This is a genomic window from Bacteroides cellulolyticus, assembly GCF_025567135.1.
Lineage (GTDB): Bacteria > Bacteroidota > Bacteroidia > Bacteroidales > Bacteroidaceae > Phocaeicola > Phocaeicola cellulolyticus.
Genome location: NZ_JAOQJJ010000007.1, coordinates 77,715 through 103,229, shown reverse-complemented (window position 1 = coordinate 103,229; position 25,515 = coordinate 77,715). Strand labels below are relative to the sequence as shown.

General features: G+C 39.3%; 20 protein-coding genes and 2 tRNA genes. 1 reads left to right on the top strand and 21 read right to left on the bottom strand.

The features are described from left to right. Positions 1-37: 37 nt before the first annotated feature. The 11 genes from OCV82_RS08785 to OCV82_RS08735 form a co-directional block, all read right to left on the bottom strand. Positions 38-727 carry an L-ribulose-5-phosphate 4-epimerase gene (locus OCV82_RS08785; protein WP_154044070.1) on the bottom strand — a complete coding sequence of 230 codons (690 nt, stop codon included), beginning with the start codon at positions 725-727 and terminating at the stop codon, positions 38-40. 22 nt (positions 728-749) lie between these two features. Continuing rightward, positions 750-1,427 carry an NUDIX hydrolase gene (locus OCV82_RS08780; protein ID WP_154044069.1) on the bottom strand — a complete coding sequence of 226 codons (678 nt, stop codon included), beginning with the start codon at positions 1,425-1,427 and terminating at the stop codon, positions 750-752. Between the two features lie 63 nt (positions 1,428-1,490). Continuing rightward, positions 1,491-3,236: a sodium:solute symporter gene (locus OCV82_RS08775; protein WP_154044068.1), complete on the bottom strand. Its 1,746-nt coding sequence runs from the start codon at positions 3,234-3,236 to the stop codon at positions 1,491-1,493. 36 nt (positions 3,237-3,272) lie between these two features. Further along, positions 3,273-4,418, bottom strand: coding sequence for an aldose epimerase family protein (locus tag OCV82_RS08770; protein ID WP_449500945.1), 1,146 nt, complete (start codon positions 4,416-4,418; stop codon positions 3,273-3,275). Positions 4,419-4,884: 466 nt separating this feature from the next. Next, positions 4,885-4,957 (bottom strand) — tRNA-Trp (locus tag OCV82_RS08765). Between the two features lie 76 nt (positions 4,958-5,033). Then, positions 5,034-5,618, bottom strand: coding sequence for a uracil-DNA glycosylase family protein (locus OCV82_RS08760; RefSeq protein ID WP_154044114.1), 585 nt, complete (start codon positions 5,616-5,618; stop codon positions 5,034-5,036). A 76-nt stretch (positions 5,619-5,694) separates the two neighbouring features. After that, the gene (locus tag OCV82_RS08755; RefSeq protein WP_154044066.1) at positions 5,695-6,324 is read right to left on the bottom strand and encodes a hypothetical protein; all 630 of its coding nucleotides are present in this window, start codon (positions 6,322-6,324) and stop codon (positions 5,695-5,697) included. 132 nt (positions 6,325-6,456) lie between these two features. Then, positions 6,457-7,857: an alanine/glycine:cation symporter family protein gene (locus OCV82_RS08750; RefSeq protein WP_154044065.1), complete on the bottom strand. Its 1,401-nt coding sequence runs from the start codon at positions 7,855-7,857 to the stop codon at positions 6,457-6,459. 28 nt (positions 7,858-7,885) lie between these two features. After that, positions 7,886-8,539 (bottom strand): ATP-binding protein, encoded by a 654-nt coding sequence (locus OCV82_RS08745; protein WP_154044064.1) that lies wholly within the window; start codon positions 8,537-8,539, stop codon positions 7,886-7,888. 47 nt (positions 8,540-8,586) lie between these two features. Beyond that, complete coding sequence (locus OCV82_RS08740) at positions 8,587-9,885, bottom strand: L-cysteine desulfidase family protein (RefSeq protein WP_154044063.1); 1,299 nt, start codon at positions 9,883-9,885, stop codon at positions 8,587-8,589. Positions 9,886-9,895: 10 nt separating this feature from the next. Continuing rightward, positions 9,896-11,887 carry a protein-disulfide reductase DsbD family protein gene (locus OCV82_RS08735; protein WP_154044062.1) on the bottom strand — a complete coding sequence of 664 codons (1,992 nt, stop codon included), beginning with the start codon at positions 11,885-11,887 and terminating at the stop codon, positions 9,896-9,898. Positions 11,888-12,114: 227 nt separating this feature from the next. Between OCV82_RS08735 and OCV82_RS08730 the strand changes: the two genes are divergently transcribed. Further along, positions 12,115-12,199 (top strand) — tRNA-Ser (locus OCV82_RS08730). Positions 12,200-12,441: 242 nt separating this feature from the next. Here OCV82_RS08730 and OCV82_RS08725 read toward each other — a convergent pair. From OCV82_RS08725 to OCV82_RS08680, 10 genes are all read right to left on the bottom strand, one after another. After that, positions 12,442-13,614 (bottom strand): TlpA disulfide reductase family protein, encoded by a 1,173-nt coding sequence (locus OCV82_RS08725; protein WP_154044061.1) that lies wholly within the window; start codon positions 13,612-13,614, stop codon positions 12,442-12,444. A gap of 9 nt (positions 13,615-13,623) precedes the next feature. Then, positions 13,624-15,039 carry a RagB/SusD family nutrient uptake outer membrane protein gene (locus OCV82_RS08720; RefSeq protein ID WP_154044060.1) on the bottom strand — a complete coding sequence of 472 codons (1,416 nt, stop codon included), beginning with the start codon at positions 15,037-15,039 and terminating at the stop codon, positions 13,624-13,626. Positions 15,040-15,061: 22 nt separating this feature from the next. Then, entirely contained in the window at positions 15,062-18,247 is a 3,186-nt protein-coding gene (locus OCV82_RS08715) for a SusC/RagA family TonB-linked outer membrane protein (RefSeq protein WP_317258402.1), read from the bottom strand. A 216-nt stretch (positions 18,248-18,463) separates the two neighbouring features. Continuing rightward, complete coding sequence (locus tag OCV82_RS08710) at positions 18,464-20,269, bottom strand: AraC family transcriptional regulator (RefSeq protein ID WP_154044058.1); 1,806 nt, start codon at positions 20,267-20,269, stop codon at positions 18,464-18,466. Between the two features lie 15 nt (positions 20,270-20,284). Beyond that, entirely contained in the window at positions 20,285-20,506 is a 222-nt protein-coding gene (locus OCV82_RS08705) for a hypothetical protein (RefSeq protein WP_154044057.1), read from the bottom strand. 4 nt (positions 20,507-20,510) lie between these two features. Next, positions 20,511-20,792: a xenobiotic reductase B gene (locus OCV82_RS08700; protein WP_154044056.1), complete on the bottom strand. Its 282-nt coding sequence runs from the start codon at positions 20,790-20,792 to the stop codon at positions 20,511-20,513. A gap of 154 nt (positions 20,793-20,946) precedes the next feature. After that, positions 20,947-21,957, bottom strand: coding sequence for a GGGtGRT protein (locus OCV82_RS08695; RefSeq protein ID WP_154044055.1), 1,011 nt, complete (start codon positions 21,955-21,957; stop codon positions 20,947-20,949). 20 nt (positions 21,958-21,977) lie between these two features. Further along, complete coding sequence (locus OCV82_RS08690; RefSeq protein ID WP_154044054.1) at positions 21,978-22,679, bottom strand: iron-sulfur cluster assembly scaffold protein; 702 nt, start codon at positions 22,677-22,679, stop codon at positions 21,978-21,980. 283 nt (positions 22,680-22,962) lie between these two features. Beyond that, on the bottom strand, positions 22,963-24,732 hold the full coding sequence (locus OCV82_RS08685) for a sensor histidine kinase (protein ID WP_154044053.1): 1,770 nt from the start codon (positions 24,730-24,732) through the stop codon (positions 22,963-22,965). 18 nt (positions 24,733-24,750) lie between these two features. Then, a complete protein-coding gene (locus OCV82_RS08680; protein ID WP_154044052.1) occupies positions 24,751-25,437 on the bottom strand; it encodes a response regulator transcription factor in 687 nt (228 codons plus the stop codon). Positions 25,438-25,515: the final 78 nt, after the last annotated feature.

Below are 25,515 nucleotides of genomic sequence, written 5' to 3'. Positions count from 1 at the left end.
TTAGTTTATTATTGTTTTGGAATTTGTTTTGTAAATATTATTTTTTCTGTCCGTAATATGCGTTAGGACCGTGTTTGCGGTTGAAGTGTTTTTCAACCAAAAGCGGATTCATTGTAAGATTTGGATTTGCAGCAAACGCTATGCTTGCCATTTTAGCTACCTGTTCCATCACTACGGCATTGTGGACAGCGTCGTGTGCGTCTTTACCCCATGAGAAAGGACCATGATTTTTTACCAGAACTCCAGGAGTATGGACAGGGTTCATGCCTTCGAAACGTTTTACTATTACGTTACCTGTTTCTTTTTCATATTCACCCTTAACTTCTTCTTCTGTCATATCAGCAGTGCATGGGATAGCCTCGTGGAAATAATCGGCATGAGTTGTTCCAATGTTAGGAATATCAAGACCTGCCTGAGCCCAAGCTGTAGCGTATGTAGAGTGAGTGTGTACTACACCACCAATTTCCGGGAATGCTTTATAAAGGACAAGATGAGTAGGGGTGTCGCTTGAAGGACGAAGGTTGCCTTCTACTACGTTGCCGTCGAGGTCAACCACTACCATATCTTCAGCCTTCATTTCGTCGTAAGACACTCCACTTGGTTTTATAACTACCAGTCCTGACTCGCGGTCAATGGCAGAAACGTTTCCCCATGTAAAAATAACAAGTCCATGTTTCACCAAATCAAGATTGGCATGGAATACTTTTTCTTTTAATGCTTCTAACATATTTGAGTTGTTTTTTTTAAAGTCAAATTTTGAATTTCGGATCCTTTTCGTATGCCTTGTCATTAAACTTGAACAGGCGTGCACCTCTTTTTGATCCTGTCTTGTCTATTTTGTCAGTCTGTTCTATAAAATCCATTTCTGCTATGCGCTTGCGGAAGTTTCTCTTGTCCATGGTCTCACCGTAAATGGCTTCATAAAGATTTTGCAGTTGGGTCAGGGTGAAAAGTTCCGGAAGCAGGTTGAAACCTATAGGTTTGTGCGATGCCTTTTCCTTCATTATCTTTCTGGCTTTCCTTACCATTTCCGAGTGGTCGAAAATCAATTCGGGAACTTCGTTAATGTTTACCCAATGTGCATTGTGTTGCTGAACCAGTTCACGGTCGTATTCGTTTATGTTTATAAGTGCGTAATAGGCCAGCGATATAACTCTTTCTCCCGGATCTCTGTCAACATCTCCAAAAGCACCGATTTGTTCCATATAGACATTTTCCAGTCCTGTAAGTTCGCTCAACACACGTTTTGCGGCATCATCTGCGTTTTCATTTTCCTGTATAAACCCTCCCATAAGAGACCATTTCCCTTTAGCCGGCTCAAAATTTCTCTTTAACAGTAGGAGGTTCAGTTCGCCTTTGTCGAAACCGAATATTATACAGTCAATGCCGACGTAGAATTTTGGATTTTGTTTGTAATAAGCTGTCATGTAAATACAGATTTTATATTGTTCTACATTGAATATGCAAATGTAGAACAATATTTATTTTTATTACCAGAAATATGCATAGAATAATCCGCAAAGGACTATAACTCCAAGTGTTGCTATTACGTCCCATTTGTTCCAGCTCTTTCTGATAAGTTCTTTATAGCTGTCTGTAAATGTTATTGCTTCTATCTGTTGTGCTGATGGTTTAGGAGTGAAGCAAGACACAACAATCATAAATACAATCAGGAATACCAGTAACCATATTTCGAAAATCAACCAGTTGGTCTGCCAGAACCAAGCTGTAGCATCCCAGAAAGAGCCTTCCATGGCTGCTGTACCACTCTTTGTTATTACGTTTGTAATGAGTCTTATCATACCTATGATGAAACCACCGATAAGTCCCCATTCACCCGCTTTAGGAGTGATTTTCTTAGAGAATATACCAAGTGTGAACACTGCTACCATTGCAGGTGCCAACAGTGATTGGATGTCTTGCAAGTAGCTGTACAGATTATCCATGTTCATCATTATAGGTAACCATAGCAATCCGAGGATAACAACCACTACTGTAGCCACACGTCCTACGAATACATAGTGTGCTTCGCTCTTGCCCTGACGCATTGGTTTGTAGAAGTCTTCTGTAAACAGAGTTGCACAACTGTTGAAGAACGCTGCAAGAGATGTAACCAAGGCACATATGAAACCGATTGTTACCAATCCTTTCACTCCTGCAGGAAGAATATTTTTCACCATCATTGCAAATGCTCCGTCAGTGTCGTGCTGGTTTGTAAGATCCATTACAATACCGCTGTTTGGATCTTGTGCCAAAGCAACAGCTACCATACCTGGGATAAGGAACATGAAAACAGGAAGAAGTTTGAAATAACCAGCAGCTATACTACCTCTGCGGGCACGTTTCATTACTACGTCGTCCGATTCGCCTTTCTGCTGTCCGAGTACACGCTGAACTATGTGCTGGTCTGTACACCAGTACCAGAAACCGATGATAGATGCTCCGATAAATACTGCAAATCCAGGGAATTTAGGATACATAGGATCGCCTTCATCCCAATGGAACATATGGTTTATTCCATATCCGTCGTGAGCGGAACGTGCGTAATCCATCATGTTGCTCCATCCGTCGGCTATGCTTCCTTGTCCAAGTGCAGACAATCCGAGGAAGAGAACAAGGAATGAACCGATAATCAGAATAGGGGTCTGTATAGCTGACATTGTCATCACCCCTTTCATACCACCCAATACTGTAAATACGGCTGTTACTGCAATCAGTCCCAAAGCTCCCCACCAGAATGGAAGTCCTAAAAGATATTCGAAGAAAATACCGCCGGTGAAAGCTGTAACACTAACCTTTGTAAGGATATATGCGATAAGTGTAATTATACTCAACCATGAACCTGTTCTCTGTGTGTAACGGTATTTCAGGAAGTCAGGCATAGTGATGATTTTACCCATCTTATTGTTAAGTAACTGATAGAAAGGAACGAATAACCATCCCAGGATAAGAATCATCCAACCCTGCATTTCCCAGTGTGCCATGCCTACACCGTCTTTTGCTCCTGTTCCGGCAAGACCTACAAGATGTTCAGAACCGATATTTGCAGCAAATATTGCAGCACCTATCACATACCATGGTTCACCTTTACCAAACAGATAGTCCTGGCTGTCGGCACCTTGCATAGCAAGTTTATCTTTACGCACTGCTCGCCATACAGCCCATGCTACTCCAAATATACCTATGATCAGAACAACCCAGTCTAACCATATAAATTCTTTTGAACTCCAATTCATAATGAAAATGTGTTTTTTATGATATTATACTTTTATTTATTTCTCAGTTCCGAATTTGAAAATGCAATGGCTGTAATATGTTTCACCAGGTTTCAGTATTACAGAAGGCCATTGTGGTTTGTTTGGGCTGTCAGGATAATGTTGTGTTTCAAGACATACTGAAGCACGCTGTGGGTATGCTATACCTTGTTTTCCTTTAACTTCTCCTGTAAGGAAATTTCCTGTATAAACCTGTATCCCCGGTTCGTTAGTATAAACTTCCAGTGTTATGCCGCTTATAGGACTTGTAAGTCTGGCTGCCACTTTTGTATCATCACCTTTTGTGTTCAGTACCCAGTTGTGATCGAAGCCATTTCCGAATTTCACCTGTTCGTTGTCGAATGCAGTTACGTCCGGAGCAATTGTTTTTGGTGTATTGAAGTCGAAAGGAGTATCTTTTACTGCCATCATTTCACCTGTGGTCATGTATGTACTGTCAACTGGAGTTATACTGTCGGATGCTACATATAGTATATGATCGGTTGCAGGTTTCGACATATCTCCGCTTAAGTTGAAATAAGAGTGATTAGTCATGTTTATGACAGTTGTCTTATCTGTTGTAGCATCATATTTAATGTCTATTGCATTGTCTGATGTCAGAGTATATGTCACGTTAGCTGTAACATTGCCAGGGAAATTGTTGTCTCCATCAGCCGATTTCATTGTAAGTACGATAGTGCTGTCGTTTGTTTGATTTGCCTCATATACCTGATATTGCCATCCGGTAGGTCCGCCATGCAGGCAATGTCCGAAGTTGTTTGTAGGAAGTTGTATTTCCTGTCCGTCAATATTTATTTTCCCCTTGTTTATTCTGTTTGCATATCTGCCTATGCTTGCTCCGAAGTCACTTGGTATATTCTGATAGTCATTTATATTATCGAATCCAAGTACCACGTCAGTCATTTTTCCGTTATTGTTAGGCACCATGATGGAAACTATTCTACCTCCGAAGTTTGTTACGCAGACCTCCATTCCGTTATTGTTGGTAAGTCTGTATAGACCCGTTTTCTTGTTTCCGTCAATAATAGTTTCAAATTTAGCTGGGTCAAGTCCTGAAAGTGTCAACTCAGTTTTTTTCTCTTGTGAGGCGCATCCACTCAATAGTATGATTGCAGCTCCAATACTTAAAAATGACTTTTTCATGTTTCTCATTAATATATTAAATGGTAAATGTTTTTTCACGGTGTAAAAGTAACACTTATTTTATTCCATTGTTCAAAAAAATATATGTTATACAGCATTAAAGTGTTATTTTTACACTTATAGATTCTAGGTTGATGTTTTATTGAGTTTTCTTCCTATCTGCAATGTAAATATCTGTTAAAAAAATGACAGATCGTTTTTTAAAAACGTATGAATTGCTGATTTTTGTGGAAAATAAGAGTAGAATTATAGTAAACTATGATAGTTTTTCTGTGTTGGATATCTTGATATGGTTTGATGTCCGGAGAGATGAGGCTTCCTTTCTGCTTAGACTATTGAAAGTTTATGCTTAATTTCAGAATCCCTCAGGTTTTTACGTTGATCCCCGAAAATTCGTGTCCGACATTTGTCCGACCTCTAAAACAGCAAAAGCTGCAACTTATTGAGTTACAGCTTTTTACTTTCGCACGGGAAGAGAGGCTCGAACTCCCGACACTCGGTTTTGGAGACCGATGCTCTACCAACTGAGCTATTCCCGTGTTTGCGTGTGCAAAGGTAGTACTTTTTTTTATATTGGCAAGCCTTTAATGAAATAAAAAATGAAAATATTTTGTTCTAAATATCTAAGTCATTGAAAGCCTGACGATATAGTTCTGATTTTTTTTCCAGCTTTAATGGATATGCTCTACTGGATGATGGCATTCTATACAGCAGAAGCTTTCTGTCGTGGAATAATATTTCTGTTTTATTGCCTATGGATGGTTGTTTGACAGAAAAATATTCGCATATAATATCTGTAGCCTTTTGTCCTGTTGTGATTATGGCTTTGCATTTCGGCAGCTGTCTTAACAGTAGTTCGATATCTGTTGCTTCTACAACTTCCAGAAATTTGTCAGAAGCATTGTCCTGAAGTCTTATTACTGCTGTAGCTGTATCATATAATGCAATACCTTTTTCTGTGAGGAATGATTCAAGTTGCTCTTTGTTGAATGCTTTTTTGTCTTCAGTAAGAAAATGTTCTTTATCGTTGAAGAAAATGTAACCGAATATTCTCCACATATCGTTCTGGAGGTTAGGGTAGAAGAAGTCCATACTCCATCTTTTACGTTGAGGTGGAAAACTTCCTAACATAAGTATTGAGGCATTGGCCGGAAGGAATGGTTCCAACGGGTGTTGTTCAATGTCTTTAGGGTTTGTCATCATACCTATAATATTAAGGCGGGGTTGATTGCTTGTGATTTACCAACTCCGCCTACAGTTCGTTCTATATTTAATCTTATGCTTTTGGTTTTGGCTCTTTCTTAGCCAGAAGGACAATGTTATATACATAATCATTCATCCATTCTTGTGAATATCCTAATGCGTGTTTGTATTGACGGATATTATTACAAGTCTTACGTACTCCATCGTCTTTCCAGTCTGTTTTCGTAAGTATATCGTTTATGGCTTTTTCTGTCATGTTGCGAAGCATCTTTTTCAGAAGGCTAGGCATACGGAATTTCCATTGCATCAAATTGCCGATAACCATCATCAGGTCTTGGCTGAAACCTTGGAACATGAACAGGTATGATTTGATGTCGTTTACGTTTTTACAGTTTTTCTTTACTGATGCATCTATTTCCTTAAAGAAACCGTCATTCAACCCGTAAATATCAATAAGCATTTTTTTGCAGCGTGATTTTTCTGCAATACCAAGCTTGTTGTTTTGAGTAGGTACTTTAAGTGTACGTTTGAATACTGCCAAGTCAGGCAAAAAGTTTATATTGCTTATGCCCATCTGTGATGCCATTACGGCTTGGTAATACACACGTATAAGGGTCATAAAATCTTCCATTCCACCTACTCTTACAGGTTCTTCTGCATTTTCGGCATTTTTTTTCCCGAATAGTTTTGAAAATATGCTCATATATTTAAATGTTATTTATTTTTTACTGGTGCAAATATACGGAAATAAATTGATTTTGAACACTATTGTTTCCAATGTATCTGTTAACTGTGTATTCTAATTATATTGTTTCGTTGAAATTGCAACAGAATATCACCAACAAGTGATATCTTCCTCAATGTCTTTCATCTTATCTTTAGAAAAGACTGGGCTTTTTATTCCGTTTTTCTTTTGTGTCAGATAGTCATCAAGTAGTCTGAATGCATATTTGCCAAGCATAATGATTGCTATCAGATTACATATAGCCATCAGTGCCATTGTGACGTCTGCAAGGCTCCATACAAATTTTAGACTTGCTATAGAACCGAAAAACACCATTCCGCCTACAAGTATTCTATATATATGTATAACTTCTTTTCTTTTGGTAATGAAACGTATGTTGGCCTCACCGTAATAATAGTTGCCTAGAATGCTGCTGTATGCAAAGAACAGTATCGCTATTGCTATATATGTGCTTCCAATGTTACCTATCTGGCTGTTCAGTGCAGCTTGTGTGAGCTGTATTCCGTCAAGGTCAGTGTTGAAATGTTTCCCACTGAAAAGAATTATAAATGCAGTGCATGTGCAGATGAGCAGTGTGTCTGTGAAAACCCCGAGAGCTTGAATGAAACCTTGTTTGGCAGGGTGGGTGACGTGTGCTGTAGCTGCTGCATTAGGCGCAGAACCCATTCCGGCTTCGTTGCTGAACAATCCTCGTTTAATGCCTTGCATTAATGCCGCGCCTATACCTCCTCCTAAGGCTTGCTCAAAGCCAAAAGCGTTCTTTATTATTATACCGAAGATATCAGGAAGATGGGTAATATTGCTTATCACTATATATAATGCAAGAATTATATATCCAAGAGCCATTATAGGAACAAGGATACTGCTGACATTGGCTATCCAATGTACGCCCCCGAATATAATAATGATAGTAAGTATCGTAATTCCTATTCCCATATATATAGGAGGTATGTTGAATGCACTGTCGAAAGCGGCGCATATAGTGTTACTCTGTACGGAGTTGAATGCGAAACCGAATGTGATGGTTATCAGTATGGCGAAAATTACTCCCATCCATCTTTTTTTAAGACCTTTTTCCATATAATAGGCAGGTCCGCCAATGTATGAATGTTTGCTTCTCACCTTAAAAAGTTGTGCTAAAGTAGATTCAACGAAAGCGCTGCTTGCACCAAGCAATGCTATTACCCACATCCAGAATATAGCTCCAGGGCCTCCTACGGTTATAGCAGTTGCAACTCCTGCCAGATTTCCGGTTCCGACTCGGCTTGCCAAAGATATTGTAAATGCCTGAAAGGAAGATATATGTTTCTCGTGACCGTCAATTTTTGCTGTTGAGTCTCCTAGGAGTCTTACCATTTCAGATATCATTCTGAACTGTACAAACCTGGTCTTGAAACTGAACCATAGGGCACATCCTAGCAACATAGCCACAAGTATGTATGTCCAAAGTATATAATTAGCCTGGTTTATTAATTCTGTAATGAAATTCATGTTTGTTCCTTGAATTTAAAAATGCATATTATTTTGTATTTTCTTCTTTAAGTCTGAAATAGAATGTGTGCTCTCTGAAGATTTGTTCCACTAAATCAAAGCGTATGAAATCGGCCAGTAATCTGCTTGTTGTTATACGTGGAATTCTTGAGAGTCTGCTGCATTGGTTTAATGTAAGTTCCTTGTTTTTTGACAGGATATCAAGAAGATATTTTTCCCTTTCAGAGTATGTTACAATTACCTTTTCTTCCTGTTTGTTATGTTTCCATCTGTTTAGGAAAACAGTGTCGGCAAGAATATTCTCGTCATTTATTCTAACGTATGCCCATAGCTTATTGTTCTCATCAATTGCACAAACAGGCTTGTTTTTGCTTTCTTCTATGCAGACTTCCAGAACATCTTTACCTTGGACTCTGAATATTTTGTTTGATATGTTGACTTCAGGGGTGCAGTACATTTTGGCTGCAGCCTCTATCATGTATATTTCTTCTTCTGAGCGTACACCGGCTATTTTGCCGTTGTCTTTTACTCCAACCAACAGCCTGCCGCCTTCCGTATTCGAGAAGGCGGATATGCTTTTGGCTATTTTTCTTGCATCCGAAATAGCGAATTTAAAATCCTGATGGACATGTTCTCCTTCGTCTATCAGTTTTTGGATATAGTATTCGTCAGTAGGGAGCATAATATTTCGTTTAGTCTTGCGCTTGTGTGTGGTGTATTAATGTATTTTTAGTATTCACATGTTTTATGTGTCATTATGTCGAGTACAACCTTATCTGTCTCGTTCATACCTACAGAGCCTATTCTTGTGAGGTTTCTTATACTTAGATCTACGTTGTCTTCAATGATACCTTCTACAGATGTCACACACTTTTCTTCCATAGCCATTATGGCTGAGAATACCGCAGTTGATACTCCACTTGTTACTTTCAGTGCGCAACTAGGCTTTGCACCGTCGCAAATCATTCCTGTGAGGTTTGCAATCATGTTCTGTACAGCATATACTATCTGTTTGTATTTTCCCCCCATCAGATATGTTATTCCGCAACTGCTTCCTGTGGCTGCAACTACACATCCGCACAATGCTGAAAGGCGACCAAGGCTTTGTTTTATATATATAACAGAAAGATGACTCAGGACAAGTGCACGTATAAGTTCCTCTTCAGACTTGTTGTTGTCTTCCGCATAAACTACAACTGGTAGAGTGGCTGCTATACCCTGGTTGCCACTGCCTGAATTACTCATTACTGGAATCATAGCTCCTGCCATTCTGGCGTCGCAAGCGGCCGAGGTATAAGACAAGATATGAGTGAATGTATTGTTACCCATTATCTCTCTCTCGTTCTTGCATTCCATCAGGGTTTTGCCTAATTCATGTCCATAATGTCCGTTAATAGAGCGTTCAGCTGCCTGCTTGTTCAGTCGTTTTGACTCAAGTATGAATCGTATTTCATCAAGAGGGGCAGTTGTGGCAAATTCGTAAACCTTGTATAGGTTGAGGTTTAGTTCTTCCTCGTTTGTTTCATTGTTTTCTGAAACTTTTTCATTCAGAAGTATTTCCTCGTTTTTGCTTACATATATGAAGTGTGTGTGTCCGCCGCTTATTATTGCTGTTGCTTCGCCTTTATCAGATGAACATTTCACTTCAATATAAAGCTTTTCTTCTATTCCATACTTCAGACTAATGTCTATAGCCTGCGATTCAATCATTTTTTTACCTTCTTCCACAGCCTCTGGAGTACAGTCTTTCAAGACTTCAAGTTGATATTCCGATTTTCCTATGATTGCCCCCAGTGCTATGGCTATCGGAAGACCTATCATACCGGTGCCGGGTATTCCTACTCCCATAGCATTTTTTAGTATGTTAGCACTTAGAAGTACAGAAATCTTTTTAGGTCTTTCACCTAGTGTCTCAGTGGCTTTTGCTACACAAAGAGCCACAGCAATAGGTTCTGTACAACCTATTGCCGGGACTACTTCTTTTTTTATGAGTGCTATTATTTGCTCTCTTTCTGATTTTGAAATCATTTTCGGATTTTTATTTTTTGTAGTTCTTTAATCCTGTTTCGAGGAAATCTATATAAAGTTTAATATCCTCATCGTAAGAATATGATTTGTTCAGAGGCATACCTTCATTGTCAACCAATACGTAGAAAGGTTGCGCGTTTGCTCCGAACTTAGAACGTTGCAGATAGCTCCACTTGTCGCCTACAGTACGCAATGTACGTTCCTTACCGTTTTCTGTTACAGTAATAGGCTCAGCCAATTTAGTCTTGTCGTCAACGTATAGTGTGATAAGTACATAATCTTCTGTCAGCAGCTTGCTCACATTCTGGTCTGTCCAAACCGCCAGTTCCATCTTTCTGCAGTTTACGCATCCATATCCTGTGAAGTCTAGCATTACCGGTTTCTTATTCATACGTGCGTATTCCATACCTGCTTCATAATCTGTGAATTTTGCATGTACTTCATTTTTATATAAGTTGAAATCCTGTGTCTGCATAGGTGGAGCAAAAGCACTGACAGCCTTTAGAGGTGCACCCCAAAGACCAGGAATCATATATATGGCAAATGATAGTGATATAAGCGCCATGAAAAATCTCGGTACGCTTACTTTCTGGTCGTCATCATCATGAGGGAATTTGATTTTACCCAACAGATACATACCAAGCAGACCGAATATAACAATCCACAATGCGAGGAATGTCTCGCGGTCAAGTATTCTCCATCCGTATGCAAGATCGGCAACAGAAAGGAATTTCAGTGCGAAAGCCAGTTCAAGGAAACCTAATGTCACTTTGATGACATTCATCCATCCACCTGATTTAGGCATTGATTTAAGCCATGACGGGAATAGGGCGAAGAGTGTGAACGGTAAGGCAAGAGCTATGGCGAAACCAAGCATACCTATGGCAGGTGCAATAACGCTGCCAGTAGTAGAAACTTCTACCAGCAAGAAACCGATTATAGGACCTGTACAAGAGAATGATACAAGTGACAATGTGAATGCCATGAGGAATATGCTTAACAGACCTGTTGTCTGTTCTGCCTTGCTGTCAACTGCATTGCTCCATTTTGAAGGAAGTGTTATTTCGAAAGCTCCGAAGAATGATGCGGCAAAAACAAGAAGCATCAGACAGAAAAGTATATTGAATACAGCATTAGTTGATAATGCGTTAAGGGCACTAGCGCCGAAAATAAGTGTGATGGCAAGTCCAAGGGTAAGATATATAACTACTATTGAAGCACCGTATGTCCATGCGTCGCGTATTCCTTTCTTCTTGTCCTTAGTACGTTTGAGGAAGAAACTTACTGTCATAGGTATTATAGGCCATACACAAGGAGTGAACAGTGCAAGAAGACCTCCGGCCAAACCTGTCAGGAATATATATATCCACGACATTGATTCTTCTCCCGCATGCTCGCCGAAACTGTTAAGTTCGTTTATTACAGGTTTCCAATAGTCAGTTTTTTCAGACGAAGCAATTTTTAGAGGAGTCATGCTTATTTCAGAGCTGCTATCTGCATTATTAGTAATATCTTCTTTACTTTCACTTGCAGTAGCAGGACTTGTACTTGTTCCGTTAAAGCTGAAATCCACGCTGGTAGGAGGGAGGCAATTTTCATCATTACATGCACCGTATTCCAGATAACCTTTAATACTATAGTTCTTATCTGTTATTTTTATTTTCTGTATGAATGTAGCCTTATCTTTGAAATATCTTACTTTCATACCGAAAATAGGATCCATTTCGTTTATCTCATTTCCAACAGGAGTCAGTTTACCTATAGTTTCAGCTCCTTGGATTTGATCAATGTTGAAAGATGCGGAAATCGGACCACCTTCTTCTAATTCTGTTGAATAGACATGCCATCCTTTATCAATTGTGGCATTAAAAATAATTTCAGCCTCACTGTCTGAATTTTGTTTCCATTCAGTTTTAAATTTTATTGGCTCTTGTATTTGAGCTAGAGCCGGTAAGGCTAAGAGGACTGACAATAGCCAGTAGAACAATAGTCTTTTCGTCATTTTTTACAATAAAATTAAGAGTTGATAATTTCTATGCAAAGATACGCATTTTTTATATGATTTATAATTTTGCTAATTCTCTTATATGATTTTTTATGTGTTTTACTGGTGGTTTAGACCTTTTTTGAGAAAAAATGAATGATTTTTTCTGTAAAAGTTTGCAGATTCAAAAAAAATCCCTACCTTTGCATCGCTTTTGAGAAATAAAGCACTTCGAAAGGAGTTTTGGAGAGGTGGCAGAGTGGTCGATTGCGGCGGTCTTGAAAACCGTTGTACCGCGAGGTACCCGGGGTTCGAATCCCTGTCTCTCCGCATGAAAATCCGTTAAGCTATTGCTTGACGGATTTTTTTTGTATATGCTATACTTATTTATTGAGATAGTCATATCAAATAAAAAAATAGAAAACGCACATTTCTGCCATTGTTGGGTAACTATTTTTTTGTATAGTAAGTTACCCAACTAGAAACAGTGAATTATAATTAAAATGTGATGATATTGTTCCAGAATTAAGATTGTTTAATTTGTCTTATTCAAAAAGGTTTCCTTCTAAATTTTATTGAAGAAGTTCTTTTAACCTATTGGCGAGTTCTTCTCCTAAAATGTTTTCTCCTATCATTACACCTTCTGAATCAATCAAGTATGTAGTCGGTACAAATCTTACCTTATAAAGGCTGGCTACACCGGTCTCGTCTAAAAAGTTAGGCCAAGCAAGTTGTTCTTCTTTTAAAGCCTTTTCCCAGTCCTCTTTTTTCTTGTCGATTGAGATACTGACAATTTCGAATCCCTTTTCGCTATATTGAGCATATAGTTTTTTTAGATTAGGTATTTCCTTTCGACAAGGATTGCACCAGGATGCCCAAAAATCAATTAGTAAATATTTCTTTCCTTGACGCAAAGTAGAAAGAGTAACATCGTTTCCGTTTTTGTCTTTAACGGTAAATTCAGGGACTTTGGTTCCTTCTTTTCCGGCAGGATAGAGCTCTTCCTTTACCTTCTGTCCGTAGTAAGATTGCTTGGCTGATGGAGAAAGTGCTTCATACCATGGCTTCATATCTTCACTTAGATAACTCGTAAATGATATCATCATTAAAGGTCCCCAAAATGAGTCTTTATTAGCCATTACTGTCTGATAATATATAGAATCTACTATGTTTAAGAATTTCTTGTCAGCTGACATTCTAGCTTTTCCTCTTTCACTTTGTTGCAGTTCTTGAATCATGCCTTGATCCTTTTGCTGGTATGCTTTCATCATCAGACTATCGTAATCTGCAAACTGACGTGCATTATCAGCATACAGTGAATCCAAATAAGTACGTACAGACAATAACGAATCATACTTTGAGCTGAGTGGCGAACCGCTAACTGATAAACCGGAAAGATTGTAAGATAGATTACCGTTTGTCTCTTGTTCAGTTACAGCTCCACTTATTTCTATTGGTGTGTTTTCCAATATAAGGCTACGCCATCCGTAGGCATCTTTCACTATCAGGCGCACAGCCCTTGGTTCTTCCACTTTTCCTTGAAATATAAACTGTCCATTGGTTACTGTTGTGTCTGCCATTGGAGCTTCGTTGTCGTGGCTCACTGGTACCAGTTGTACATGTGTTCCATCAGGTAATCCTTCAATACTTCCTTTCAATACATATCCATCGGTTACAGGCTGACCTGTACATGCCATCATGGCCAAACTTAAAAAGGCCATCCAAGAGAGATTTTTCTTTTTCATAACGTGGTTTTATTTAGATACATTCTGTTCAATTGTTCCGTTTCCAGGATTATTCAAAGCGCCGGCTGGGAAAGGCATAGTCCACAAATGTGAAGTCGGGCTTAGAGTATATTCTGTTCCATTGTAATTTTTTGTCATTCTACGTAAGTACTTTCCTTCGCTGTTAAAACGACGGGCATCTGCAAAAGGAACTATGGAGAATATCAACTCATTGTCTTTAGTGTCCCGAATTAAAGAAAGAGCTTCCTCAAGTGTACTTGCAGTTGCAGGACGATACATCTCGGGGCGGATGCGTGTAGCGCGTACTGCATTGAGCGTATTCATCGCTTCTGTAAAATCATTTTGCGTTGTTAGTCTTGCCTGACATTCGGCTTTGATGAGATATGCCTCGCATGTGGTTAGTCCTCCATGATTGAAGAAACCGGAAGTCAAAGCCGCATAATATGTGTCGTTATTATCTACCTTAAGTTTCCAGCGTGAAAGGAATCTGGCATCTCCATCTTCAAAGCGTGCGGCTCTTTCTACAGGAATGTTATATTCATAGCTGTCGTAGTTTGACTGTCCACCGTAGCGTAAATAATAGTTTTCCACGTAATCATATTGCATAGGGGTGGCGAGCTTGTCGTAGTTATCGGGGTCTTCAATAGCGATATGATGTTCTTCGTAAAAAGAATTCCAGTCATATAGCTGATTGTTCTGTTCCAAGGCCAAATTGGAATAGCGTAATGCTTCTTCATAATTCTGCATTTGCAGATATATCCTGGCAAGTAAAGCATAACCAGCCCCTAAATTAGGATGAATTGCTGTCATTGATTGAGCTGGTAATCCCATTTCAATGGCTTCTTTAATATCATTTAACATGAAGTCATACAAATATTGAATAGAAACCTGTTTATAGGGTGCATCAATATTGGCACTTGTAATAAGGGGTACACTTAGCTTTTCTTCGGCAGTAGAGGCATCGTAGGTATCTGCATAATAGTTAGTCAGGACATCATAGCAAAGCGACCGTATCACTTTGGCGTATGCTATCACCTCGTTCCGTTCTGCGTCTGTAGCTTCAGTGGCTGTCGGAGCATTTTCTACAATCAGGTTACAGTTGGATATTGTCGCATATAGTGCATAATAAGTATCTTCATCTGAATTGTTCAGCATGATACGGTCGGCAGACTCATCCCACATGTAGTTGGCCCGATTGAGGCTTGGTGAGTTGACTTGTGCATTTTTCAGGTAAACGTCGTTCAGCAGATACAAAGCGTTCAAAATAGGTGTACGGCCATTTGTGTACTGGTCTCGTAACAGTGCTTCGAAGTCAGCCAGTGTAGTTGGTATTTTGGAGCCTTTCGGCGGTATGTTCAAGTAATCGTTGCATGCACTGCATATAATGCATGTGAGTACAATCAAAAGATTTATAAATTTAGTCATAAATGTCATGCAATATAAATGGTTAGAAATTCAGGTAAACGCCACACAGGTAGTTAGGCTTGGTATATCCGCCAAGCAAATACTTGGCATTGCTGCTTTTGGCCATTGTAAACACATTCTCCATGCCCAGCATGATACGTGCATTCTTCAGATATAGTTTATGACACCATTTTGAAGGAATGCGGTAGGTCAATGAAAGGTTTCTTAAACGCCAGTTTGTTGCATCAATTACGTTTATAGAGGAGTTGGCATACATACTTTGGTAGTTATAGTTGTAGAGTGGGCTTTCCGTAGATATATAGCGTGGTATATCAGTATGAGCTTCGTCACCAGGTTCACGCCAGCGATTTTCTATGTCTTTGCTGACTACTCCCATACCCGACGAAATAAATGCTGTGTTTGTGTTACGCATTTTATGTCCGCCTTCAAACAGGAACTGAGCAGCCAGTTCCCAGTTCTTCCAGCGTAGATTTGTACTGACAGAACCATTATATATTGGTACGGTAGTTCCCAGGTAAACGAGGTCCTCAATTTCCGAAGGAGTCATATCTGTATATAATTTTCCTTCTGCGTCATATACTTGCGGAGTTCCGGTCTCACTCAATCCTGCCCATTGATAGCCATAAATGGCATTGTATGGATTTCCTACCCGTGGATATGCGGTAGGGTAGTCAATTACCAGATATGCTACCGGAGCTTTCACATTTACATACGTTACTTTATTTTTGTTGTAACCTAATACACCGCTTACATTCCAGTTCCAGTCGTTATTGCGAATAACATCTCCCGACAGTGTCAGTTCAAAACCTTTATTCGTCATTTCTCCGTTATTGATGGAATATGTGCTATATCCCCATCCTTCAGTCGGTACGCCATTGGTATTGGCAAGAAGGTCTGTTCCTTTTTTATTGTAATATTCAATAGAACCGTTCAGGCGGTTACCTAACAATGCAAAGTCTATTCCTACATTGAGAGTTGTAGTCTTTTCCCAACGTAAATTGGGATTCGGACGACTTGAAATAGTACCCTGAATACCTCCTACCTGGTTGTTATTGTTATAATATGCTATCATGTAAGGAGCTGAGTTTTTTGCAATGTTACCGCCGATACCATAACTTGCACGAAGTTTTAGCATGTTTATCCAAGCAACATTGAAGAATGCTTCACGATCAATATTCCAGCCGGCTCCTACCGACCAAATAGGTCTTTTCTGATATTTGGAACCGGTTGAGAACAGATTCGTCTTGTCCCAACGAATACTTCCACTTACCATGTACTTTCCGTCGTAAGTATAGGCGGCATTGCTATAGACCGATACATAACGGTTTACAAGTTCACGAATGTAAGCAAATTTTTGTTGGCTAAAGGACGCATATCCCCATTGCCCATTGAAGTTGCTTAGTTGTCCGGCATTAATCATGCTGTAAGTCAGCAGTTGTGGATCATAATTGTAGAGTGTACGGTCGTTATATTCCATTTTGTTTTCTCGGGTTTCCGTACCCAGAATCATGGTTATATCATGTTTCCCGGCAATTGTTTTGTTAAAATCCAACTGTTGACGGAAATTATAAGCATGTGTCGTATTTGCTGATGTAAAAAATACATTGCCATAAGGTAAGGCAAATGTGGAAGTACCGTCATTATTTGATGTAGAAAATGTATTTACCATGTTTCTCACCTCAAAAGAGTCTTTTCCTTTCAATTGCTCAGTTTTATATTCTGCATATTCATACTGGAAGGACGCTGTGTATTTTAGCCAGTCGGTAAACTTGAAAGTGAGTCTGGCGAATGTACGGTTGCTGAAATCACGGCTTTTCGTCAGATTCATTCCGATTTCATCCAGCGGTGTTATGTCCAGATTATATAAGCCGTTGTTGTGCAACAGATTCAGATTGTACAGACTGTAACGGTCTTCTTCTGTATTTGTATAATACGTACCGTCACTGTTCATCAGTCCGTCATAAGGCATATAAGTATAGCCCGGCGAAAAGATATTAAATGATTGTGTGGTTCCTTTTCCATAATTCAGATAAGTTCCTATATCCAGAGTAAGCCACGAAGTCATTTGTGTTGAGTTCTGCAAATTAATACCGATAGTGTTATTTTCTGAGAACTTATCCTCCAGCTGGTTTTGGCGATATGATACGGATGCGTTGAAAGTGTTTTTCTCTGTTCCTTTTCCGATGTTCAGGTTATATTGTTGAGAAAACGGATTGTGTTTGCCGTATTTTTCTATATCCTTGTAATAACGGTAGCCTTGTGAAGCCAGTCCTTTCAGATTGCTTTCAAGTTGGTCCTGAGTGATATTTCCGGCATAATAGTTTAGTATATTACGTATTCCCTGAGTTGAATATGACATGTTATCCAAAACTGTGTTAGCGTAGCTTCTTACATCACCTTCATGTAGTTGGGGGTTCTGTGCAGCCCATTCACGTTCCAGTTCAATCATCGTAGCCGATCCTGCCAGATATTTATCAGCATACGTGTCATAAGGATTAACTGTCAGTGTAGCGGAAAATGATACATTAAGCTCGTCTTTTTTTGCTCTTTTTGTTGTGATTACAACGACTCCATTTGCAGCGCGAGCTCCGTAAATAGAAGTAGCGGCAGCGTCTTTTAGTACAGTGATGCTCTCAATGTCTTCCATATTAAGATCTGGTACACTTTCTATCCAGTTACCATAACCATCGTTGGTCGTTTTCTCTACGGGGAAGCCGTCAATTACGTACAATGGGGTAGTAAGTCCGTTCATTGAGGTAACTCCTCGGATTTTTCCATCACTGTATCCTGCAACACGGCCTTCGAGTATTGCTCCCATATTGCTAAGGCGTTGTGTCTCCAACTTTTTGGAGTCAACTTTTGAAAATGCTCCTGTTGCACGTTCTTTAGAAATGGTTTGATAACCTGTTACGACTACCTCATCAAGAAGTTCTGATGAAGGCTGTAAAACGATAAAATAATCATTATCGGCATTCAGTTTCACCCGATGTGTTTTATATCCCAGATAGGAAGCTTCAATCTCTTTTGTATCAGATGGAAATGTCAGTGTAAAGTGTCCCTGAACATCCGTAATGACAGCTGCAACAGATCCTTTGGCGTCATCATTTACCTGTTTTACGTGGGCTGCAGGCAGCGGCTCGTTGTTTTCATCCACTACAATGCCATGAATTGTGCGGTTGCCCTGCGCATGAGTTTCGCAGACAAACATAATAAACGTACATAGCCAAAGCAGGAAGAGGATTCTGAAACGAGTTTCATGTAATGCTACTTTCTCCATACTTATATCTTTTTTTAAGGTTATAGATTTAAACTTGAATTTTGCTCATGTGCAAAAATGTAAAAAAAAGATATAATATTGATACTAAATACGCATTCAAATTCGACAATTGTTACTTTAGGAGAAGATTTTTTGTTAAAACGTTTTTCATCCTTCTTTTTTATGCATGGTAATAACCTTATTGCGATATTGTTTTGGTGGAATCCCTACAATATCCTGAAAAATTTTATAGAATGTGCTCATGGAATTAAAGCCCACTTCAGAAGCTACAGCCTTTAATGGTATATCATTTTTAGGATCGCTAAGTAAACGGATGGCTTCCTGAATTCGATAGCTGTTGACGTATTGCGTAAAATTCTGTTGTGTCTGCTCATTGATTACTTGCGACAGATAAGTGCGGTTTGTTTCAAGTAAGTCGGCAACACGCTCTTTTGTCAATAAGTTTTCTTTATATACCTTTTGTTCCTGCATTAGTTTTTCCAGTCGTTGAAACAGGAAAGTTTTCTTTTCATTACTCAATGAAGAGGCCGCATACTTTTCATTGGTAGAAGAAGTTACACTTGCTGCTGTATTTATATGTTCCTGCTGTAAGGAATTAATTATGGCTTTGAGATGTTCCTCCTTGCGGATTGATTCCTGATGCTGTCGCACGATACTGGTATATAAAATGTTTTTCCTCCTATACATAAGCCATAACGTAAAGGTGACAATCAGAATCACTATAAGGACGCTAAAAAGGGCTTGTTCCTTTTTTTCTTTCTGTAGCAAAACAAGTTTCCCTTCCCGGATTTCATTTGCCTGACGTTCTGTATCGTACTTTATGCGAAGTTCACTCAGCATTTTTTCTTTATCAATATTGAAAATACTGTCTGTTTCCTGCTGTAACTTTCGTTGCCAGGCAAGTGCTTCGGCATACTGTCCCATGTTTTCATAACAGACAGACAATGTATTGATTACTTGGTTTCTATATACCGCACAGTTCTCTTCTTTTGTGAGTGATAAGGCTTTTAGAAGTAAATCTATAGCCTGCTTATTGTATCCATCTTCCTTTAATGCTATCGCATATTCATTCAGTAAAATTACTTTGTATGAGGTCTGGTTCATAGTATTCAGCGATAATCCTTTCCTGTAATATTCAATCGCCTGTTTTTTATTACCTTTAGCAAATTCTATCATGCCGTATATTGCGTACACATTTCCTTGATTGTAATACTCGTTCTGGTTCATGATAAATTCGGCTTCCTTTATATACGGTAAAGCTTTATCATATTCCTTACGCAGATAATACATATATGAAGTGTTTAATGAACCGATAAATATAAGATAGGCTGAATTTTGTTTATGCCCCATTTCGTAAGTTTGCAGTGCATAAGTCAGGCCCTCAGGATTGTTTTGTAAAAAATAAATACTGGAGATATTTCCCAGCAGAATAGCTTCAAGTTCACTGTTTTCACTTTTGTGGGCCGCTTCTATTCCTTTAAAGAAATAATGCAGGGCAGAATAATAGTCTTTGTTAATGTTACTGGCATATAACCCCATTCCGTTATAAACGGAACATAAAGCCGAATAGTTATTGGTGCTTTTTCCCAGTAAAGATGCTTGCCCGAGATGATTTATTGCGCTCGAATCACCTAACATGACGTGTGCTTGCCCTAATGCGATATGTGCATACAGCAAGCTATATTCATAATCTTGTTTTTCATATCCTATACGAAATAATTCTTCCCCATACTCTATTACTTTGCGGTAATCAGCTTTGTGTAAATACAAAAAACAAAGTTCTTTTAATACTTGTACATCTTTCGGATTGCGTTTTAATATCTGTTCCTGCTGCTGTATGGCTGGAAGAATGTTTTCTTGTGCCTGACATGTCAACAGGATACAAATAGTGGAAAATATAATTATTTTAAGTCTTAATTTTATGCTTATCTGTATAGGGCTTGATTTCGGCATGATATTCTTAAAAATTTATTTATTGCATTGGAAGTGCAATAGATGTATTTGTTTTTGTAACTCGCCGGCTACTGTACCACCAATCCACCGTTCTTCCCATTCTGGATGTTCTTTACGTAAGTTGAGTGCAAGTAAATCGCCATCAAAAGATTTGCAGTGAATGTAATAAGGGGATAATCTACTTTTCCCAGCTCCGTTAGGACCTGCTATGACTGTAAATTCTGGACGTGCTTCCATTCCTTTATTTATTTAATAAATAAGCATATCTGCCTTTTCCTTTATCAGCAGTTCGTGAAATAATTTGATAGCTTCTTGTATTTATATCATAGCTTACCAAATCTTCACTACCATCTGGATTTGCTAAATAGTAATTTCCTTCTTTATCCCAAAATGGTATGGAAATTCCTTTAGCCCATCCTTCCAAGTAAATGCGCTCTACTTCTTTGCGTACTTCTTCATTTACTTCTTTGATGGTCTTTCCGTTGGATAGTTTGATTTTTTCTATTTCAGCGTATTCACACATGATTATCAATGATTTATGCTGCAAAGATAGTATAAATTATGGTTTTAGACTAATTTGCGTATTTATTTGCATTCCATTTACGTTAAGGCAAATGACAAAAAAACTCCTGCAACCATTTAGATTACAGGAGTTTATATATTTGATTAAGTATAGATTACTTATTCAAAGCAGTAGCAACGTCAACTGCACATGCAACTGTACATCCTACCATAGGGTTGTTACCGATACCCAAGAATCCCATCATTTCTACGTGAGCAGGAACTGATGAAGAACCAGCGAACTGAGCATCTGAGTGCATACGACCCATAGTATCTGTCATACCGTAAGAAGCAGGACCAGCAGCCATGTTATCTGGGTGAAGTGTACGACCTGTACCACCACCTGAAGCTACTGAGAAGTATGGCTTACCAGCAAGAACACGTTCTTTCTTGTAAGTACCTGCTACTGGGTGCTGGAAACGAGTAGGGTTAGTAGAGTTACCAGTGATTGATACATCTACGCCTTCTTTCCACATGATAGCTACACCTTCGCGAACATCGTCAGCTCCGTAGCATTTTACTTTTGCACGAGGACCGTTTGAGTAAGCGATTTCACGAACTACTTTCAATTCGCCAGTGTAGTAGTCGAACTGAGTCTGAACGTATGTAAATCCGTTGATACGAGAGATAATCTGAGCAGCGTCTTTTCCAAGACCGTTCAAGATACAACGGAGAGGTTCTTTACGTACTTTGTCTGCTTTTGCAGCGATTTTGATAGCACCTTCAGCAGCAGCGAATGATTCGTGACCTGCCAAGAATGCGAAACATTTAGTTTCTTCGCGAAGCAACATAGCAGCCAAGTTACCGTGGCCAAGACCTACTTTACGGTCGTCAGCTACTGAACCTGGGATACAGAATGACTGCAAACCGATACCGATAGCTTCAGCAGCTTCAGCAGCGTTTTTGCAACCTTTCTTCAAAGCGATAGCACAACCTACAACGTATGCCCATTTAGCATTTTCGAAGCAGATAGGCTGAGTTTCTTCACAAGTTTTATAAGGATCAAGACCATACTGTTCGCAGATAGCGTTAGCTTCTTCGATGTCTTTGATACCGTTAGCGTTCAAAGCAGCAAGAATCTGTTTGATACGACGGTCCTGGCTTTCAAATTTTACTTCTCTAATCATAATGTTCTTTCCTCCTTATATTATTCGTGACGTGGATCAATGTGTTTAACTGCACCCTGTTCTGCTGTGAAGCGTCCGTAAGTACCTGTTACTTTCTTCAATGCTTCGTTAGCGTCTGTACCTTTCTTGATTTCATCCATGAACTTGCCAAGGTGAACGAATTCGTATCCGCAGATTTCATCGTTTTCATCCAAAGCGATAGTCTTGATATATCCTTCAGCCATTTCAAGGTAACGAGGACCTTTAGCCAATGTTCCGTACAATGTACCTACCTGGCTACGGAGACCTTTACCCAAGTCTTCAAGACCTGCACCGATCATCAAACCGCCTTCAGAGAAAGCTGACTGAGTACGACCGTAAACAATCTGCAAGAACAATTCACGCATTGCAGTGTTGATAGCGTCGCAAACCAAGTCTGTGTTCAATGCTTCGAGAACTGTCTTACCTGGAAGGATTTCTGAAGCCATAGCTGCAGAGTGAGTCATACCAGAGCAACCGATTGTTTCAACCAATGCTTCCTGGATGATACCTTCTTTCACGTTAAGAGTCAGTTTACAAGCACCCTGCTGAGGAGCACACCAACCGATACCGTGAGTCAAACCTGAAATGTCTTTGATTTCTTTTGATTTAACCCATTTTCCTTCTTCAGGAATTGGAGCCGGACCATGATTAGGTCCTTTTTTTACAACACACATGTGTTCAACTTCGTGTGAATAAGTCATATTCTTTACGTTTTTATTGATAATAAAAAAATAAGTTATTTCGTAAAACTTTGGATAGGCACACTTGTCTTTTCCGAACGCAAATTTACTTCTTTTATTCTTTTTTGCAACCCTAGGATGCAAACTTTTTCTTGCATTTTATAATTATTTTTATGTGCTTCTGTCATTTTGCAAACTCCACTTGTCAAAATGTTTTTTATATTTCTATATAGTATGTTTACCTTATTATATATATAAAGAAACGGGGCTGCCGTTTCTTGCAGGGCAGTCCCGTTGATAGTTCCTATTTTTGCAGGGTAAATACGAATTCGAGTCCCCCGTTTGGAGCATTCTTTGCAAATATCGTTCCTCCGTGGAAGAGTACGGCGTTTTTGACTATCGCAAGTCCCAAACCTGTACCTCCAAGTTTTCTTGAACGCCCTTTATCGACTCTGTAGAATCGTTCGAACAGACGTGTCAGATGTTCTTCTTCTACACCGACTCCGGAATCAGAGAAACTGAAATAATAGAACGTATCGTCTTGGCGGAAACAGTTGATGGTTATCTGTATGTTTGTTCCGGCATATGCTATTGCGTTGTCCATCAGGTTTCTGAATATGGAGTATAGCAATGAGTGATTACCATTTATCATCAATGCCTGTGGCATCAGATTTATAACCTTTATATGCTTTTCTTCCAGTCCCAGATTAACCTCATTGATTATGTTTTCTACTACCAGGCTCAGGTTCACGGCTTCTCTTTCCATCATTTCCGGTGCTTCGTCCATTCTTGTCAGTACGGATATGTCGCGCAGCAGGGTAGTGAGTCGGTTGCTTTGTGCATAGCTTCTTTCCAGAAATGTCTTGACTGTTTCTTTCGGAATGTTCGGATTGCTTAGAATCGTTTCCAAATATCCCTGTATGCTGCTTACCGGTGTCTTCAGTTCGTGTGCGATGTTCTGGGTGAGCTGTCTCTTCAGGCGTGCCTGCTCTTCTTCCTGTGTTATGTCGTTTATTGATATTTCGAACGACAGATCCTGGAAAATTATACATTCTATGGTGAATGTTCGCGCATTTTTGTTGAGGTGTAGTACTGTTCTTTTCTCTTCCTTACTGTAGTTGCCTTCGTTTTTGTTGAGGAATTCTATTATCGGTTTGAGTTCCGGTATTGTAAAAATCTCGTTGGTAGAACTCAGGTTACGGTCCGAAATATTATTGATATATTGTGTGAACAGGCTGTTAACCAGGATTTCCTTTCTTTCTTTAGTAAATACACCAAGCCCCTCGTGCGATGTCTGCAAGTGCGAAATCAGCTTTTCTCTTTCTATGTAGAGTGCTTCTTTGGCTCTGTGCAGTCTTTTGTAGATGGTAATGATGTGCTGCGAAATTTCTCCCAGTTCGTTTTTGGGGAATGTACGCAGAATATCCATGTCTATAGGTTCATTCTTGTCGGCTTTCAGGGCGAATTGCTGCAGGTTGGTGATTGATTTTCCCAGCTTGTAGGTAAATCTGTAGAATATAACCATCAGAATTATGCAGATGAGTATTGTAAACCACACATATCCCATGTCGGCTTCCAGATGTTCGGTGAGGCTTAGATTGTATGGCAGTGCCGAGCGTAAGATTATACGATGTTTAGGAAAGTATTTTGCAGAGTAGAAGAATTCTTCTCCGTCAATACTTTCAGAGAACCTGTTTATGGCATATCCGCTGCCGTACATGAGTGCGTCCTGTACTTCCTTTCTGGAAGAATGGTTCTGGAATTCTTCCAGGTTCTTGTCTGTAGAGTCGAAGATAACTTTACCTTCAGGAGTGATTATAGTAACCCTTAGATTTGGAATCATGTGGGTCATTATATAGTTTTTCAGCGAGTCTAATGAACCGGCATCAGCCATGTAGCTGTATAGCTGTTCGTTGTAGTTTTGTAATTGGGTGTTCAGAAGTTCTGTCTTGTATGATTTTTCGCGTTGATATTGGAACAGCATGAAGCAAGCTGCAAATGCTACGAACAGAGTTATGACAGACAAGAACAACTTACGGCTGAAAGTGAGGAGACGTATGTTAAACTTTGTCATTTTTTTGTTTACAATTAATTATTCACATTCGAAACAATATCCATATCCCAGACGTGTTACAATGTATTTTCCGTATTCTCCTATTTTCTTTCTTAATCGTGTGATGTTTACGTCGATAGTGCGGTCCAGTACATATACTTCGTCATGCCATACTTTTGCCAGTATGTCCTCGCGAGAAAATACTCGTCCCTGATTTTGCAGTAGGAGCAGGAGTATTTCAAATTCTTTTTTTGTCAGTGATATTTCTTCCCCTCGTATGACTACTTTCTTTTTACCGGAGTCAACTACCAGATCCTTGAATACCAGCTGGTCGTTACTCTTGTTCTGTACGCTTGCTGTACGTCGGATTACTGCTTTTACCCTGGCCAGTACTTCTCGCAGTGAGAAAGGTTTGGATATGTAGTCGTCCGCTCCCAGGTTAAATCCTGTGAGTGTGTCGTTTTCCGTGTCCTTTGCAGTGATGAAAATGATAGGGATATTTGCCGTATCCTTGTTCTTTTTCATCATGCTTGCCATTCTGAAACCTGAAATTTCGCCCATCATTACGTCCAGTAGAAGGACATTATATTGGGTCAGGTCCAGTTTCAAAGCTTCCTCTGCCGAATTGGCCGTATCCACCAGATAGCCTTCGGTCTCTAAGTTGAATTTCAAGATTTCACACAAATCTTCTTCATCATCTACGACTAAAATTCTGTAATCGTTCATAATGCCTTTATTTATTGTTTCACAAATGTATTCAATATTATTTTCAGGTGCAAAGATGATGCGATTTTATTACTGATG